General features: G+C 45.3%; 16 protein-coding genes and 1 riboswitch. Of the genes, 6 read left to right on the plus strand and 10 right to left on the minus strand.

The genetic code is table 11. The features are described from left to right. Nucleotides 1-62 precede the first annotated feature (62 nt). The 4 genes from AB6E51_RS21810 (at nucleotide 63) to AB6E51_RS21825 (ending at nucleotide 2,472) form a co-directional block, all read left to right on the plus strand. Entirely contained in the window at nucleotides 63-323 is a 261-nt protein-coding gene (locus tag AB6E51_RS21810; RefSeq protein ID WP_004736650.1) for a DUF2282 domain-containing protein, read from the plus strand. A gap of 64 nt (nucleotides 324-387) precedes the next feature. Continuing rightward, nucleotides 388-1,248, plus strand: a complete 861-nt coding sequence (locus tag AB6E51_RS21815) for a DUF692 domain-containing protein (protein WP_372057554.1) — start codon at nucleotides 388-390, stop codon at nucleotides 1,246-1,248. After that, a complete protein-coding gene (locus AB6E51_RS21820; protein ID WP_017061323.1) occupies nucleotides 1,245-2,012 on the plus strand; it encodes a DNA-binding domain-containing protein in 768 nt (255 codons plus the stop codon). Before AB6E51_RS21815 ends, AB6E51_RS21820 begins: the two co-directional genes overlap by 4 nt. A 1-nt stretch (nucleotide 2,013) precedes the next feature. Continuing rightward, on the plus strand, nucleotides 2,014-2,472 hold the full coding sequence (locus tag AB6E51_RS21825) for a DoxX family protein (protein ID WP_017061322.1): 459 nt from the start codon (nucleotides 2,014-2,016) through the stop codon (nucleotides 2,470-2,472). Nucleotides 2,473-2,571: 99 nt separating this feature from the next. Here AB6E51_RS21825 and AB6E51_RS21830 read toward each other — a convergent pair whose 3' ends face one another. Beyond that, on the minus strand, nucleotides 2,572-2,853 hold the full coding sequence (locus tag AB6E51_RS21830; protein WP_009848181.1) for a hypothetical protein: 282 nt from the start codon (nucleotides 2,851-2,853) through the stop codon (nucleotides 2,572-2,574). A 102-nt stretch (nucleotides 2,854-2,955) separates the two neighbouring features. Next, nucleotides 2,956-4,155 (minus strand): multidrug effflux MFS transporter, encoded by a 1,200-nt coding sequence (locus AB6E51_RS21835; RefSeq protein ID WP_029235524.1) that lies wholly within the window; start codon nucleotides 4,153-4,155, stop codon nucleotides 2,956-2,958. A gap of 101 nt (nucleotides 4,156-4,256) precedes the next feature. Here AB6E51_RS21835 and AB6E51_RS21840 point away from each other — a divergent pair, with 101 nt between their 5' ends. Further along, the gene (locus tag AB6E51_RS21840) at nucleotides 4,257-5,198 is read left to right on the plus strand and encodes a LysR substrate-binding domain-containing protein (protein ID WP_372057555.1); all 942 of its coding nucleotides are present in this window, start codon (nucleotides 4,257-4,259) and stop codon (nucleotides 5,196-5,198) included. A gap of 122 nt (nucleotides 5,199-5,320) precedes the next feature. Continuing rightward, nucleotides 5,321-7,111: an aminopeptidase P family protein gene (locus AB6E51_RS21845; protein WP_372057556.1), complete on the plus strand. Its 1,791-nt coding sequence runs from the start codon at nucleotides 5,321-5,323 to the stop codon at nucleotides 7,109-7,111. Nucleotides 7,112-7,232: 121 nt separating this feature from the next. On the opposite strand, the gene thiH is transcribed toward AB6E51_RS21845, so the two are convergent. The 8 genes from thiH to AB6E51_RS21885 form a co-directional block, all read right to left on the minus strand. Beyond that, entirely contained in the window at nucleotides 7,233-8,345 is a 1,113-nt protein-coding gene (gene thiH / locus AB6E51_RS21850; RefSeq protein ID WP_372057557.1) for a 2-iminoacetate synthase ThiH, read from the minus strand. A 7-nt stretch (nucleotides 8,346-8,352) separates the two neighbouring features. Next, complete coding sequence (locus AB6E51_RS21855; protein WP_017067772.1) at nucleotides 8,353-9,117, minus strand: thiazole synthase; 765 nt, start codon at nucleotides 9,115-9,117, stop codon at nucleotides 8,353-8,355. A 2-nt stretch (nucleotides 9,118-9,119) separates the two neighbouring features. Beyond that, on the minus strand, nucleotides 9,120-9,329 hold the full coding sequence (gene thiS, locus AB6E51_RS21860) for a sulfur carrier protein ThiS (RefSeq protein WP_017061316.1): 210 nt from the start codon (nucleotides 9,327-9,329) through the stop codon (nucleotides 9,120-9,122). Beyond that, on the minus strand, nucleotides 9,326-10,108 hold the full coding sequence (locus AB6E51_RS21865; RefSeq protein WP_017061315.1) for a HesA/MoeB/ThiF family protein: 783 nt from the start codon (nucleotides 10,106-10,108) through the stop codon (nucleotides 9,326-9,328). The genes thiS and AB6E51_RS21865 overlap by 4 nt, the downstream gene beginning before the upstream one ends. Further along, nucleotides 10,098-11,390: a thiamine phosphate synthase gene (locus tag AB6E51_RS21870; protein ID WP_372057559.1), complete on the minus strand. Its 1,293-nt coding sequence runs from the start codon at nucleotides 11,388-11,390 to the stop codon at nucleotides 10,098-10,100. Before AB6E51_RS21870 ends, AB6E51_RS21865 begins: the two co-directional genes overlap by 11 nt. Further along, nucleotides 11,390-13,339, minus strand: coding sequence for a phosphomethylpyrimidine synthase ThiC (gene thiC, locus AB6E51_RS21875; protein WP_017085667.1), 1,950 nt, complete (start codon nucleotides 13,337-13,339; stop codon nucleotides 11,390-11,392). Before thiC ends, AB6E51_RS21870 begins: the two co-directional genes overlap by 1 nt. Before the next feature lie 129 nt (nucleotides 13,340-13,468). Then, nucleotides 13,469-13,567: riboswitch (TPP riboswitch) on the minus strand. Between the two features lie 62 nt (nucleotides 13,568-13,629). Beyond that, nucleotides 13,630-14,013 (minus strand): fluoride efflux transporter CrcB, encoded by a 384-nt coding sequence (gene crcB / locus AB6E51_RS21880; RefSeq protein WP_004736665.1) that lies wholly within the window; start codon nucleotides 14,011-14,013, stop codon nucleotides 13,630-13,632. A 100-nt stretch (nucleotides 14,014-14,113) separates the two neighbouring features. Beyond that, the gene (locus AB6E51_RS21885; protein ID WP_372057560.1) at nucleotides 14,114-15,496 is read right to left on the minus strand and encodes a multicopper oxidase family protein; all 1,383 of its coding nucleotides are present in this window, start codon (nucleotides 15,494-15,496) and stop codon (nucleotides 14,114-14,116) included. Between the last annotated feature and the right edge of the window lie 296 nt (nucleotides 15,497-15,792).

The raw sequence follows: 15,792 nt of genomic DNA on the forward strand, positions 1-15,792 counted from the left end.
AGCAAGTTAACAATCCATTAACCTGCGATATAAAATACTATTAAGTCCTAGAGGGAATGACTATGAAAAATTCTAATCTTGCTGTTACAGCTGCAATCACAAGTGTACTAGCGTTCGGCGGTGCAGTTCTTACATCAGCACCTGCAGAAGCAGCGGCAAAAGAAAAATGCTACGGTGTGGCAAAAGCTGGCCAAAATGATTGTGCAACCAAAACAAGTTCATGTGCGGGTACAGCAAAAGAAGACAACCAATCCGATGCATTCGTAGTCGTACCTAAAGGGCTGTGTGGCAAATTATCAGGTGGTAACACTCAATCATCATAATTGAGCTGCTTAGCATGGTGAGCTGATATTCAGCTCACCTCCACTTCTTATTAGGAGAATCGTTGTGACTCAAACTCTTCATCCCAACACAGGGGTTGGCCTTAGAACACCGCACTTGGACTTCTTTAGCCAAAACCCAGCCTTAGTGAGTTGGTTAGAGGTGCACAGCGAGAACTATTTTTTAACTCAATCACCGCAACGTCAACAACTCAGAGAAATTCGTAACGCCCACAACATAAGTTGTCACGGTGTTGGGTTGTCGCTAGGTTCTGTTGAGCGCATCAATCAACATCATCTTGTGCAATTAAAAGAGCTCATTGATGATATCGAACCCTTCTTGGTTTCTGATCATCTCAGTTGGAGTCAGACTGGTGGTCATTACTTCAATGACTTGTTACCGCTGCCTTATACCGAAGAAGCGCTAGAGGTCTTTTGTCGCAATGTCATCGAGGTACAAGATAGCCTGCAACGCCCTATGCTGATTGAGAACCCATCGAGCTACCTTGCCTTCAAGCATTCAACCATCCCAGAGTGGGAATTTTTAGCCGAGGTACAGAAGCGCACTGAGTGTCGCCTACTGCTCGATTTCAATAATATTTTTGTCTCATCTTTCAATCATGGCTTCAGCTGTGAAGAGTATCTAAGTGGAATACCGGCAGACAAAGTGGAAGAGATTCACTTGGCAGGTTTCACGAAGAAGAAACTCGAACAAGGTGAGATCTGGATAGACACCCACAGCAAACCTGTCTGTGATGAAGTGTGGCAGTTGTACACCCAATGGATACAGCAACACGGTTCGCGCCATACCTTGATAGAGTGGGATTTAGATATCCCACAGCCACAAGTTTTATTGTCTGAAGCAACCAAAGCCAGTGATATCTTGTATCAACACGACAAGTTCAACCAAAGGAGTCGCGCCTCATGAGCCACTCCCTAGCAGAGGTTCAATTGGAGTTTGCTAACGCCCTACGCTATCAAAACAATGGTGAGTACTGCGACATAGTGAGCGACCATTTTACCGATGAACAACGCATCCAGATTTACCGTAATAACTTTGTGATCAGCTTGAGCGAAGTTCTGGCAGCAACCTACCCACTCACTGAAATGTTGGTTGGTGAAGAGTGCTTCCAACAGATGGCTCGTCAACATGTCTTACATTATCCATCGACCTCTGGTGATGTCAGTGGTTACGGTGAACACTTTGAACAGACTATCCAAGCCTTTCCTGCCGTTATTGAGGCTGCACCTTATCTCGGTGAAGTGGCTTTGTATGAATGGCAGAAAGATAGCTTGGTAAGGTTTTCGTCACAAGCACATGTCGACCAGAGACCTCTTTCTTGCCTTGCAGATGTACCACAAGAGCAACAAGGCGCTTTAGTCTTTCATCTCAAAGATTCAATAACACTGATTCATTCTAGTTACACGATTATCGCGCTTGAACACGCCATCTATCAGCAGCAACTTGATGGGCTAGACATCAACCAAGCTGAATTTGGGGTGTTAATCCGAGCTGAGAATTCACAGGTTGAGAGCCATAGTTTGAGTGAAGAGAGCCACCAACTCCTCACTGAATTGCAATCAGGTCGAACACTCTCAGCAATCGATCCTTTATTACTACAACATCTGAATACTGTTATGGCGCTAAACGTCATCTCAGGTTTTTCAATCAATGCCGAATTGGAGGCATAACATGGATAACAACACAGTCACGAACATGATGGCTCAATACGACAGTTTGATTGAGAAATCACAGGCACTTTTTGTTCCAGTGCTTCTACTATTTTGTCGCCTTTGGGTGGCGTGGGTATTCTTTAATTCTGGACTCACCAAGATAGCTACTTGGGATAGCACGCTTTACTTGTTTGAATTGGAATACCAAGTGCCACTGCTACCTTGGGAATTGGCTGCTTACATGGGCACTGCCGCTGAGTTAATTCTACCGATGTTTTTAGCGCTCGGTTTATTAACACGACCTATGGCTGCGGTGTTGTTCGTTTTCAATATCATTGCTGTCGTGTCTTACCCTGTATTGTGGGATCAAGGCTTCTACGATCATCAGCTTTGGGGGTTAATGATTCTTATCGTTGTCGTGTGGGGCGCAGGACCATTCTCACTTGATAGAGTTTTGAAAGCGCAGTTCAGGAATTAAAATAAGTTTTCACCTCTTTTGAACTGCTAAAGCTAAATGCTACAGCCCAAACGCAAGAAACCAATCAATTGAGTGGTTTCTTTTTTAACTGGGATAAGCTTACTTATTTAGAAAAGCTTGTAGCTCTTCAGCAGAGATGCCTTGCTCTGCAAGTTCTTTTGCCAATAGCTGAACCTGCTCACCCTTACGAGACTCTACCACACGCTGAAATTGGTAAATGATATCTCGCAAAGTATCGATTGGAACTTGTTTTGCCGCACTGCGAATACGCTCTTCACTTTGGTTGCCTAGCTCTTTAAGCAGTTTACCAAACATGACCTTTTCAGGTGCATCTTCCATTTGTTCTAAGACGCGCGCCATTTCGTAGGTTGTTAATGACATTACAGTATTTTCCGTTGGGGACTAACGTTTCAATGAGTGACAAATATACCATGTTTTAACGTTTCGAAAACCGCCATTTGTATATTTTGTCACCCTTGTAACTTATGCCTTAGCAAACGTCGTGTGCCAAGACTTACCCGCTTTGCTCGCAAGCACTAATAACGCAGGAACAATCAGGAACATTTGCAGAGCAATCATCACTTGCGACGTTAAATCAAGACGTTGCATGGTACCCACAAGAAGCCCTGAACCGCTCATTTGGAACAAGCCAAGCAGCGCAGCAGCTGTACCCGCACGGTCACCGAAAGGTTCTAGAGCTTTACCTGCCGCAGCACCAAGAATCCAAGCAAAGCCAACTGACGATAAGAAGATCGGTAGCATGAACGCGATTGGAGTAGCGTGCTCAGCAAGCACCAACATAATCACACCCGCTAAGCCCAGCGTCGAGATACCAACCACCAGTGCTTTATAGGTACCAAAACGGTCCATAAATTTAGGTGCAGTAAACGCAGCTGCAATGTTGATGGCCGCATTAACACCAAACCAGAAAGTAAACTCTTTCATGGTCAGGCCTAGGTTTTCCATCAACACAACTGGTGCAGAGGTTACATAAGCGAGGATAACCGCCATCGCCATCAGACACAAGGTTGCGTGGAAAAGGAATGATGGTGTTTTCAATACTGACCAGTATCGCTCAAGCTTGAATACCGCAACCTTTTCTGTCGCAGGGTTAGACTCTTTCATTTGGAAGAATAAGATAGTGCCAACAACGACAGCAAAGCCTGCCATAAAGCTAAAGTTCGAGCGCCAACCAAATTGATGTGTTAACCAAGCGCCAAGAATGGGTGCCAAAGCAGGAATAAAACAGATTGCACCATTAAGGTAGCTGATCATACGGCCACTCTTCTCTGGGCCAAATAGATCGCGAACCGTTGCAAAGGCTGCTACAGAAGTCGCACAAGCTCCTAAGCCTTGTAGCAGCCGAGCCATTAGCATCATATCAATCGATTGAGCTGCCCACGCCAAGCAAGCACTCAATGCATAGATACTAACACCTCCCAATGCAACGGTTCGACGTCCTAGCTTATCAGCCAAAGGGCCAGCAAATAATTGCCCGACACCCATGGCGAATAAAAACCAGGTAATCGTATCTTGTGCTAGTGCATGTTCCACGTGAAACGCTGTCGAAATTTGTGGCAGAGCTGGTAGGTAGATATCAATAGCCAGAGGGCTAAATAAAACCAACATTGCCAATAAAGCAACCTGCAGTTTACTAGGGGTTGGAAGCGCGTTAGAAGGCACAAGATTCTCCGAATGAGTTAATTTAGGTGCATAATAACCAACTAAAGATATGAACAAAAATGGCATATACTCATTAGCATTATTCCAAATAGGAAACTCATATGAATATTGAGAAACTATCGCGCCTCGACCTCAATCTATTAGTTTGCTTGCAGGTGCTGATGGAAGAGCTAAGTGTGACTCGCACCGCCCACCGATTGTGCCTAAGCCAGTCAGCGGTTAGTAAGTCATTGGCCAAACTTCGTGAGCAATTTAATGATCCCCTTTTCACGCGAAGTGCTCATGGTCTGCGACCAACACCAAAGGCGGTCTTTCTCAAACCTCGATTAGAAACGCTGATCAACCAACTTGATGTGCTCACCCAACCAGAGACCTTCATTCCCAACAACAGTGACCACAGTTTTCACATTGCGGCTGTTGAGAGCGTTTACCCACTTATTCTTCCCCACTTTTTACCAGCGATATTTCGACAAGCCCCTAAGGTGAATATCAACACCCACGCTTGGACGGAGCAAACCTTTAAGAAGCTGCAGCTCGGTGAGCTCGATATCGGACTCACAGGTAAAGACATCGACATCAACGACGCACGTTTAACTATGCTGCCGCCAGATGATATTTGCGAGCAAGAGATCTACCGTGACGCGCAGATGTGTGTGCTAAGACGCAACCACCCCGCTCTGAATGGCAAATGGGATCTGGAAACCTACCTTGCACAGCGTCATGTACAAGTAAGATGTGATGGTAACGATCGTTGGCTGCTCGACTATAAGCTTGCCGACCTTGGTCACCAACGTGATATTGCTATCTCTGTGCCCGACTTCAACAGTGCGGCAAGCCTGTGTACCTACACCGACTTTGTATTTACCGCACCAAGCCACTTCACCCATCTTGTCGCGAAGCAACTCGACTTAGTGGTTGTGCCTCTGCCAATGGAATTTCCACCAATGGCATACACCCTGTTTTGGCACCGTGATAGAGAAAACGACCCAGCCTTAACTTGGTTGCGAGATATCATCAAAGAAAAAACTCTGCACCTCAGATAAAAATGGCGTTCAGCGTTTGCAGCAAACGAACAAAAGCGCTAGCTTATTGACCTAATAAGTCCCCTCGCATTTATATCGACTGTGAGTGTTAACAAGGACCCTAACAATAAGGATAAACACAGATGCACAATATCACTGCGGAACGCGTTACTGCGGTTCGAGCTTGGCTTGAAGCAAACCACTTAGATGCTGTTATCATTCCACATGAAGACGAGTACCTAGGTGAATACGTTCCAGCTCACAACGAGCGACTTCACTGGCTAACCGGTTTCACTGGCTCTGCAGGTGCGGCTGTTATCACTCGCGAAAACGCGGCTATTTTTGTTGATGGTCGCTATACCGTCCAGGTTCGTAAACAAGTACCTGGTGAGCTATTTGAGTATCGCCATCTTATTGAAGAACCGGCTTTAGATTGGATCATCAATTCACTCGCACAAGGCAGTAAAGTTGCATTCGACCCACGCATGCATACGGCGGCTTGGTTGAAAGGCGCACAAGCTAAACTAGCTGATAAAGTAGAACTCACAACACTAGCGGCAAACCCGATTGATGAGCTTTGGTCTGATCGCCCTGAGCCTGTCGTGTCTGATGTTCGCCTCATGGCAACCGACGCCGTTGGCCAATCAAGTGAAAGTAAGCGTGAAGAAATTGCAAGCCTACTAAAAGCCAAAGGCACTGATGCCGCTATCCTTACTGAGCTGGATTCAATCTGCTGGTTACTCAACATTCGTGGTTTAGACGTATCTCGTCTGCCGGTTGTGTTATCTAATGCAATCATTCACGCCGATGAAAGTGTCGATTTCTTCTTAGACCCCGCTCGTATCCCTGCAGGCTTTGAAGCGCACGTTGGTAATGGTATTCGTGTTTCTCACCCATCTGAGCTTGAAGCCCGCCTTCAATCTTTAGAAGGTAAGAATGTGTCTGTTGATTCAGGCACAAGCAATGCTTGGTACACGCTTGTTCTCCAAAACGCCGGTGCTCATATCATTGAAGCAGCCGACCCATGCCTAATGCCAAAAGCCGCGAAGAACGAAACAGAAATTGCCGGCATGAAAGCGTGTCACATCCGTGATGGCGTGGCGATGGCAAAATTCCTATCTTGGATTGATGCAGAAGTGGCGCAAGGTAATCTGCACAACGAAGCGGTACTAGCAGACACAGTACAGTCATTCCGTGAACAAGACCCAACACTGATGGATCTAAGTTTTGACACGATTTCAGCTGCAGGCGGTAACGCAGCAATGTGTCACTACAACCACGAGAATCAACCTGAACCAGGTCAGTTAGAGATGAATACTCTTTACCTAGTCGATTCAGGCGGTCAGTACCTAGATGGTACAACCGACATCACTCGAACTATCGCGATTGGCCAGCCAAGCGACGAAATGATCCAGCAGTTCACGTTAGCGCTTAAAGGTCACATCGGTATCGCGCGTGCACGTTTCCCACAGGGTACTCGTGGTTTCCAACTTGATATTCTAGCTCGCCAACACTTATGGGCAGAAGGCTTCGACTACGACCACGGTACTGGTCACGGTGTTGGTCATTTCCTAAGTGTTCATGAAGGTCCGCAAAGCATCTCTAAGAAGCTAATCGATGTACCTCTTGTTGAAGGCATGGTGTTATCAAACGAGCCGGGTTACTACCGTGCAGATGAATTTGGTATCCGTATCGAAAACCTAGAACTGGTGGTTGAGCTGCCAACTCAAGGTGACTTCTCAGTACTAACGTTTGAGTCGCTAACACGTTGCCCTATCGATAAGCGCAACATCAACGTCGATTTACTGACACGACCTGAACTTGCATGGCTTAATGATTACCACCAGAAAGTATGGAACGATGTTAGCCCATTAGTTGAAGGTGATACATTGGAATGGTTACGCCAATCAACCACTCCACTTGCTCATGCTTAATGCTTAATGCTTAGCTAATTCAAACTTAATGAAATGAAAAACGGCCACCTTAGGGTAGCCGTTTTTATTTGTCGATTTAACTTCGTCGATGTTTCACGTGGAACATAAATCTGCGTGTTCGCTAACCAGAGTAAGCACTGTGCCAGTCTCTCCACACAGGATCAAAACCACGTTGACGAATCATTGACTCAACATCGGCAGCACTTCGCTCATCACTTATTTCAAATTGCTCGAGTTCTTCTTCATCAGAAGCATAACCACCAGGCTGGGTTTTAGACGCAGCCGACATACTGGTGATTCCCAATGGCAACACATTGTCACGGAAAGCTGCAGACTCACGAGTCGAGAGAGACAATTCAACCTCAGGGTTTAATAAACGATACGCACAGATAAGTTGAACCAACTGTTTATCACTCATAATCGATTTAAGCTGCAAACCACCCTCACACGGACGAAGACGTGGGAATGAAATCGAGTAACGTGTTTGCCAATAAGTACGCTCAAGATAGTCTAAGTGAGCGGCCACGAAGAAACAGTCGGTACGCCAATCTTCCAAGCCAATCAAAGCGCCAATACCTATCTTATCAATACCCGCTTTTGCCAAACGATCGGGCGTTTCGAGCCGGTATTCAAAATCCATTTTATTGCCACGCAAGTGGTGTTCCGCGTAGGTACTTGGGCTATACGTTTCTTGGTAAACCATCACCGCATCTAAGCCGAGAGTTTTAAGCTCTGCGTAGTCATCTTGATCAAGCGGCTGTACTTCCATCGCAAGATAGTTAAATTGTGCCTTAATATTCGGTAGCACTTCACGGAAGTACTTCATCCCGACCTTGGTTTCATGTTCACCAGTCACCAACAATACACTATCAAACTTCATCTTTTTGATAGCGGCACTTTCAGCATCGATTTCATCTAAAGTAAGTGTGCGACGCTTAATGCGGTTCTCCATTGAGAAACCACAATACGTGCACGCATTCGCACATAAGTTTGAGAGGTACAATGGAATATACAACGACATTGTATTGCCGAATCGCTTGCGTGTGAGTGCCAACGATTTTTGCGCCATCTGCTCTAAGTAAGGTTCTGCTGCCGGAGAGATAAGAGCCTTAAAGTCTTCCAAGTCGCGTTTAGGTTTACTCAGAGCGCGCTCAACATCCGCTGCCGCTTTACTGAAGATGGACATACCAATGTCATCCCAGTTGAGCTGTTTAAATCGATCAACAAACGTCATAAGGACACTACTCGTCTAGGAATGAAGTTAGCGGACTAGAAGCAACCGCATGAGACACCTGTCCAGCAAGACCAGAAAGGTAAGCCATACGGCCAGCTTCAACTGCCAGTTTAAAAGCAATCGCCATATCAACGGGTTGTTGAGAAGCCGCAATTGCAGTATTAACTAACACGGCATCCGCGCCCATTTCCATTGCACGAGCAGCATGAGATGGCGCACCAATACCAGCGTCAACAATCACAGGGACGTTCGCTTGGTCGATAATGATCTCTAAGAAGTCTGCCGAAGCGATACCTTTGTTCGACCCAATCGGCGCACCTAGCGGCATAACCGCAGCACAACCCACCTCTTCCAATCGTTTACACAACACTGGGTCAGCATGACAGTAAGGCAACACAACAAAGCCATCTTTAACCAGTTGCTCAGCCGCTTTTAATGTCTCAATTGGGTCTGGCATCAAGTACTTTGGATCAGGGTGAATTTCCAGTTTGAGCCAGTTTGTGCCTAGCGCTTCGCGAGCCAAATGCGCAGCAAAGATGGCATCCTTCGCGTTCTTCGCCCCGGAGGTATTTGGTAACAAGTTCACGCCAGCATCAATGATGGGCTGTAAAATATCATCTTGCTCAGAGCGAATATCAACTCTCTTCAACGCCATGGTTGCCAGTTGAGAACCGGAAGCTTCGATAGCACTCGCCATTAAATGTTTATTCGCGAACTTGCCCGTTCCAGTAAAGAGTCGTGATTGAAATGTTTTATCTGCGATAGTTAACATAGTTAGCCTCCTGCAATAGCTTGGAAAAGAGAAATAGCATCGCCTTCATTGACGACCCTTTGTTGCCACTGACTACGCGGGACAACCGCATTATTGATAGCAAAGACACAACCCAGATCGGGTAGTGAAAGCGCTTGGATGATATCCGCTAGAGACGACGATTGTGCAACCTGTTCTGGTTGCTCATTGATAGAGATCGTTATGTTGCTCATTGGGTTTCTTCTTCTAAATAGTTAACTGTAGATGCGCTGCAAACGGGGCATTCACTATCTTGAGTGACACTTAAGTTTTGCCAGTTCATCGTCTGACCATCAAACAGTTTGAGCTGATGTGTTGCAACCTGGAACTCGCCAGTGCTAATACGTTGAATCGCTGCCAGTGCTTGGAGGTTGCCTATGGTGCCAACAACTGGGCCGATGATGCCGCTATCGCTACAACGTGTCGTTTGTGGATGATGACTGAACGGGAACAAACAGTGATAGCACCCTTTCTGCATCTGATAATCAAAGACTATAAACTGACCTTTCCATCCGATCGCAGAACCAGAAACCAAAGGTGTCTTGCTACCAAAACATGCTTGGTTAACCTGCTGACGTGACTCAAAGTTGTCAGTACAATCCAACACCAAATCAGCGAGCATCACCTCAAGCTCAAGCTGGCTCTGAGTCATTCGCCTATTGATGGTTCTCACTTGGTTTCGACCATTAAGCTCAGTCAGTTTTTGCTTCAGAGCTTCGACCTTAGGCGAACCTAACTGGCTTTCCTTGAACGCAACTTGTCGTTGAAGGTTAGACGAATCCACACAATCATCATCAACTAATACGATTTTCCCGATACCGGAAGCCGCAAGATAGAGAGCCGCAGCATTGCCTAAGCCACCACAACCGATGACCAATACATGGCTATCTAATAGATTGCGTTGCCCTTGCTCACCCACTTCAGGAAGTGCGAGTTGTCGTTGATAACGAATGAATTCGAAATCATTCAGCATGACTTAGCTCCTGAGTTACCTCTTTAGCAGCACCTGAAGAACGGTCAGCCATTAATGCTTCGAAGAACTCAATCACTTGTTTTGGGTCTTCGGCTAACGTAATCGCACGTACAACAGCAAGGCTCGATACCCCACAACTCCACACCTGTGCGGCCATCGACTGGTCAATTCCACCAATCGCAACTGTCGGATAACCGGTGAGTTCTTCTGTGTATGGGATAGTATCAATCAGCTGCTGATAGAGAGATAAACGCACAAGTCCTTGAGGCTTCGATGGCATCTGCTTAGTGGTGGTTGGGAATATATGCCCCAGCGCAATATAGCTTGGGTTGATTTGCACAATACGTAGCAACTCGTAATAGCCATGAGTCGATAGACCGATCTTAATACCAGCTTGGCTCAGTTGAGATAGGTTGGATTCTTCGATGTCCTCTTGCCCCAAATGAACACCAAAAGCATCATGCTTAAGTGCCAATTGCCAATAGTCATTGATAAAAACCTGAGCGTTGTGCTCTCTACCGAGTTCGATAGATCGCGCGATTTGTTGTTCTAAATCTGCTTGCTGTGGGTTCTTAATACGCAGTTGAACTGTGTTAATTCCAAGCTTGAGCAGCCTTTCGATCCACTCAACATCAACAACCACTGGGTATAGTCCTAGGCTACTCTTACTCAATTCCGGGAACGACAGTGATGTTCCTTGGTGCGCCCAACCAACACTAATATCCAGTCGCTCATCTTCGAGAACGGGAATAGGAAAGTTTTGATAGTTTGCTGGCCATGTTCCACGTGAAACACTAGATGCTGCGCGAGCTAAAACCAGTGCATCTTCTAATGGGAATTCCAACGCCAACAAAGTAAGTAACCAAGCAAAGTGGCCACGACTATCTAACTCCTGATGAGCTGGAGTTTCACTCTTGATAGCACGATTAGAATCTAGCTGTGACCAGATATCCAATGCAGCTGAGTCATCTAAGACACCGATATAGATGGTATTCGGAGTTTGTGCCAAGGCATCGCGGACACCAGCTAGCGCCACTGAATGACTGTAATAAACGATATGATCAAGCTCACTTGAGCGACACTCCGCCAATGAATCAACATCATGAGCAAAACCAATAGATAACGCTTGCTGAGCATCAACGATAGAGAAGCATTGAGTTGGGCTTACACCCAACTCAACTGCATCGGTTGCCAAGCCTTGTCGCTTAGCAACCAATAGACAGCTTTGCACCTCTCCCGTTAGCTCAATATTTTGAGATGGGATAAGAATCTTCACTGTCATTATTCCTCTAATTGAGCTTCTTTTGCGCCTACTGCTGGGTGATAAAGTTCAGAGCCAGTATCACGGAACTCTTGTGATTTCTGACGCATCCCTTCCAACGGATTATCAAGCATCTTAATCTCGATAGCCTGATCAGCAGCCACTTGTTCAGTGTCTTTCGCGTACTCTCGAACTTCTTGAGAGATCTTCATTGAACAGAATTTAGGTCCACACATAGAGCAGAAGTGAGCAACCTTGCCCGATTCTTGTGGCAGGGTTTCATCGTGGAAAGAACGGGCTGTTTCTGGATCTAAAGCTAGATTAAATTGGTCTTCCCAACGGAATTCAAAACGAGCTTTAGATAATGCATTATCTCGGATTTGTGCGCCCGGATGCCCTTTTGCCAAGTCTGCTGCATGTGCTGCCAGCTTGTAAGTAATCAAGCCAGTCTTCACATCTTCTTTATTTGGTAAGCCCAAATGCTCTTTAGGTGTTACATAACAAAGCATCGCACAGCCGTACCAACCTATCATCGCCGCGCCAATACCAGAGGTAATGTGGTCATAACCCGGTGCAATATCAGTGGTCAGCGGGCCTAACGTATAGAAAGGCGCTTCATGGCAGTGCTCTAACTGCTCATCCATGTTCTCTTTAATAAGATGCATAGGTACATGTCCAGGACCTTCAATGATCACCTGAACATCGTATTCCCAAGCCACTTTAGTTAACTCACCTAGAGTACGTAACTCCGAGAACTGAGCCTCATCATTGGCATCTGCAATAGAGCCAGGACGTAGGCCGTCACCTAGTGACAAAGCCACATCGTACTTCGCACAGATCTCACAGATCTCACGGAAGTGGGTATAAAGGAAACTTTCTTGGTGATGAGCAAGACACCATTTCGCGATGATGGAGCCGCCACGAGAGACAATACCAGTCACACGTTTAGCGGTCATAGGAACGTAGCGAAGCAACAAGCCAGCATGAATAGTGAAGTAATCAACACCCTGCTCTGCTTGTTCAATCAAGGTATCGCGCATCACTTCCCAGTTAAGGTCTTCCGCAACGCCATTCACTTTTTCAAGCGCTTGATACATAGGAACCGTACCAATTGGTACTGGGCTATTACGTAGGATCCATTCGCGAGTCTCGTGAATATTACGACCAGTAGAAAGGTCCATCACGGTATCGCCACCCCAGCGAGTCGACCATACTAGCTTCTCAACTTCTTCTTCAATCGAAGAGCTTACTGAAGAGTTACCGATATTAGCGTTCACCTTCACTAAGAAGTTTCGACCAATAATCATCGGTTCTGATTCTGGGTGGTTGATGTTTGAAGGGATAATAGCTCGACCTTCAGCAACCTCTTTACGCACGAACTCAGGAGTAATTTCTTTCGGCAGATTTGCACCAAAGTTATGGCCAGGATGTTGATGGTTAAGCTGCTCATCAGCGAACTTCTGACGTCCCATGTTCTCACGTATGGCAATGTACTCCATTTCAGGTGTGATAATACCCTGACGAGCATAGTGCAGCTGAGTAACACATTGGTTGTCTGTCGCGCGACGAATTCTAGGCAGGTTGCCGTAGCGAAGGTCGTCTAGAGTTTCATCTTCTAAACGTTCTTTGGTGTAAACAGAGCTTACGTCGTCTAACAGTTCCGTATCACCACGCTCTTCAATCCATTGCTCTCGCAACTTAGGAAGACCGCTATACAGGTCTATTTGATGTGTAGGGTCTGTGTAAACACCTGAGGTATCGTAAACTTGAATGGGTACATTAGGTTCGAATACAGGCTCTTTTTTGCTACCACCAACAAGGCTATCAGCGAGTGATATTTCTCGGACAGGGACTTGAATGTCCTCTCGAGATCCTTGGATGTAAGCTTTTTTTGAGTTTGGATAGGGTTGTACGGATAAAGAATCAATGAAATTCTTCGCTTCCAGTCTTGCTTGTTTACGAGTCGACATAGCATTTTTCCTTGGCTTTTAGCCATTATTTATAGGGATAAAAATGCTTGACGGATTAGATGCTACAAGAGGGATCACGGTAAGAAATACAGTTGTGATCTGGAGATAGATCTCTAGAAGGATTCTAGTTAGATATCTACTCTTGTTCCCTTCGCAGGTATTAGCCTGATCAGGTTCAACGGATCCCGAGTTAACGGTCTCAGCCATATGGCACTCCGACAAGTTCGATCGAGTATATAAAAACGGCTTGGATAAACCAAGCCGAGTTGTTAACAAATCGTAAGAAAGTTTTAAGACTTTATCAAAAGTTGGAAGCCGATCCATGCCGCTGAAATACTGAGTACCACGTTGAGTAGCACATTGAGTCCCATCTTAAAGAAAGCGCCCTGCTGCATAAGAAGTACGTTATCCATAGAAAACGTAGAAAATGTAGTCAGTGCTCCTAGGAAACCAAGACCGATAATTTGTCTCCACGGTTCCGTCGCGACCATCTCATTTTCAAACGCGGCGATGAGCAATCCCATAATCAAAGAGCCAATCACGTTAACAGTCAACGTACCGTAAGGAAAACCACGTCCTAACATCACAACGCATAACTCTGAAATCAAGTAACGTGAACAAGCACCAAACGCGCCACCGATGGCGATAAAACCTAGAATAGATAACTGACCCATGAATCCTCCCTAACAATAATCCCTATATTCTAGCTTTAACGCCGATAAAAGCGAGGGTAGAAACTAAGAATGCATGCGCAAATATTAAACGTTACAGGTGTCACTTAACTTCAATGTACCCCATTAAACCCGTTTTCATGTGTTCTATAACATGACAGTGGTACATCCAGCGGCCAGGGTTATCTGCAACAAATGCAGCTTTAGCTCGGCCGTTTTTTCCAAGTAACACTGTATCGGTATGGAAAGGCTCTTCAACTTTCTTCCCATCAAGTTCCAATACAGTGAATGTATGACCGTGAATATGGATCGGGTGATGGTATTGGGTGACGTTCTTTAGATCGAATATGTAAGTCTTACCTAACTCTAAAGTCGTCAACGGCTCAGGAATATTGTCTTTGCTCATTCCTTCCCATGATCTTTTATTAGTAAGCCAAAACTTAGGCATCGATTTCCCATTTTTAGAAACTGGTGATACCGCACCTTCCCACTCGAACACAAAATCGATCTCTTCAGCATTAGCAAGATCTAGATTAGGTACCGGGTTAAGAGGTAGCAATGGCAATAAACGCCCTTCAGTAAGGGGGGAACCTACTACCTCGAACTCACATAAAGAGAAAGGAAAGCGGCCCTTCATTTGAAGAACATTAACTCGCTCGCCTACTTTGGGCGCTATCAGTCCAATATCCACACGCATCCCTGGGCCGATTTTATGTTGAGTCAGTTTATATGGCGTCTTTACAGGGTTACCATCAATGGCAATCACCCATGCCTCAGCCCCTTCGACAGCAATAGGATAAGTGATCGTATTATCGACATTCGCGATACGCAGTCGAGTCGTTGCGTGCTGCTTTAATTGGTATACAGGTTCATGAACACCATTGACGCTACTCCACTCTCCTGGAGTACCCATACGAGCACTGAGTCTTGGAATCATTAAGTCTTTCCATTGACCTTGCTTATCGATATGCCAATGTTTAAGCATCAATGCGTGTTCTTCATCGAACCGTATTGGATTACTCTCTTCTACGATAATAAGGCCAACTAAGCCCTTACCAAGCTGTTTAACGCTATTCATATGTGGGTGATACCAAAATGTGCCAGCATCTGGCGGCGTAAACTCATAAATGAATGTTTCACCTGGCATGATCGGTGGCTGACTTAAGAAGGGAACACCGTCCATTTCGATAGGAATTCTTAAGCCATGCCAATGGATAGTCGTCGGCTCTGATAGCTTATTCGTAAAACGAATTGTGACCTTTTCACCCTGTCGACATCGAATCGTCGGAGCTGGGATCTGTCCATTAAAGGCTAAGACATTGGTATCAAATCCCGCTACTAACTCAGCCGTTGAAGGTTCAGCAGTTAAGTCATAAACATACTTTCCTTGCTCATCAGCAGACCGCTTCATTGAACAAGCGGGTAGTACTGTTAATGCAGATATAGCGAGAGATGATTGAATAAACTTACGACGGGAAATATCCATATTTGTTGCCTTTTAGTAATAACGACCAAAATGTAACAAAATATTGAGAATAATTCTCATAAAGAAGTGTGGATTGTGTTGTTAATTGCTTATAAAAGAGACTGAGATAAGTAAGCACTTACATTTCTAAGACAATATTCTATTCAAGGTAGGTAATTATCAATTAAAAATCGAACAAATATAAATCAAAAAGACTCTAGGATTTCTGCTTCGATGGGGATCAATATAGTCGACTTGGCTGATACCAATTAAAGTAAAAATGTGATCTAATTAAGATTGATGAATTATTGTGAAAT

Source organism: Vibrio sp. 10N.247.311.47 (genome assembly GCF_041467535.1).
Taxonomy (GTDB): domain Bacteria; phylum Pseudomonadota; class Gammaproteobacteria; order Enterobacterales; family Vibrionaceae; genus Vibrio; species Vibrio crassostreae_C.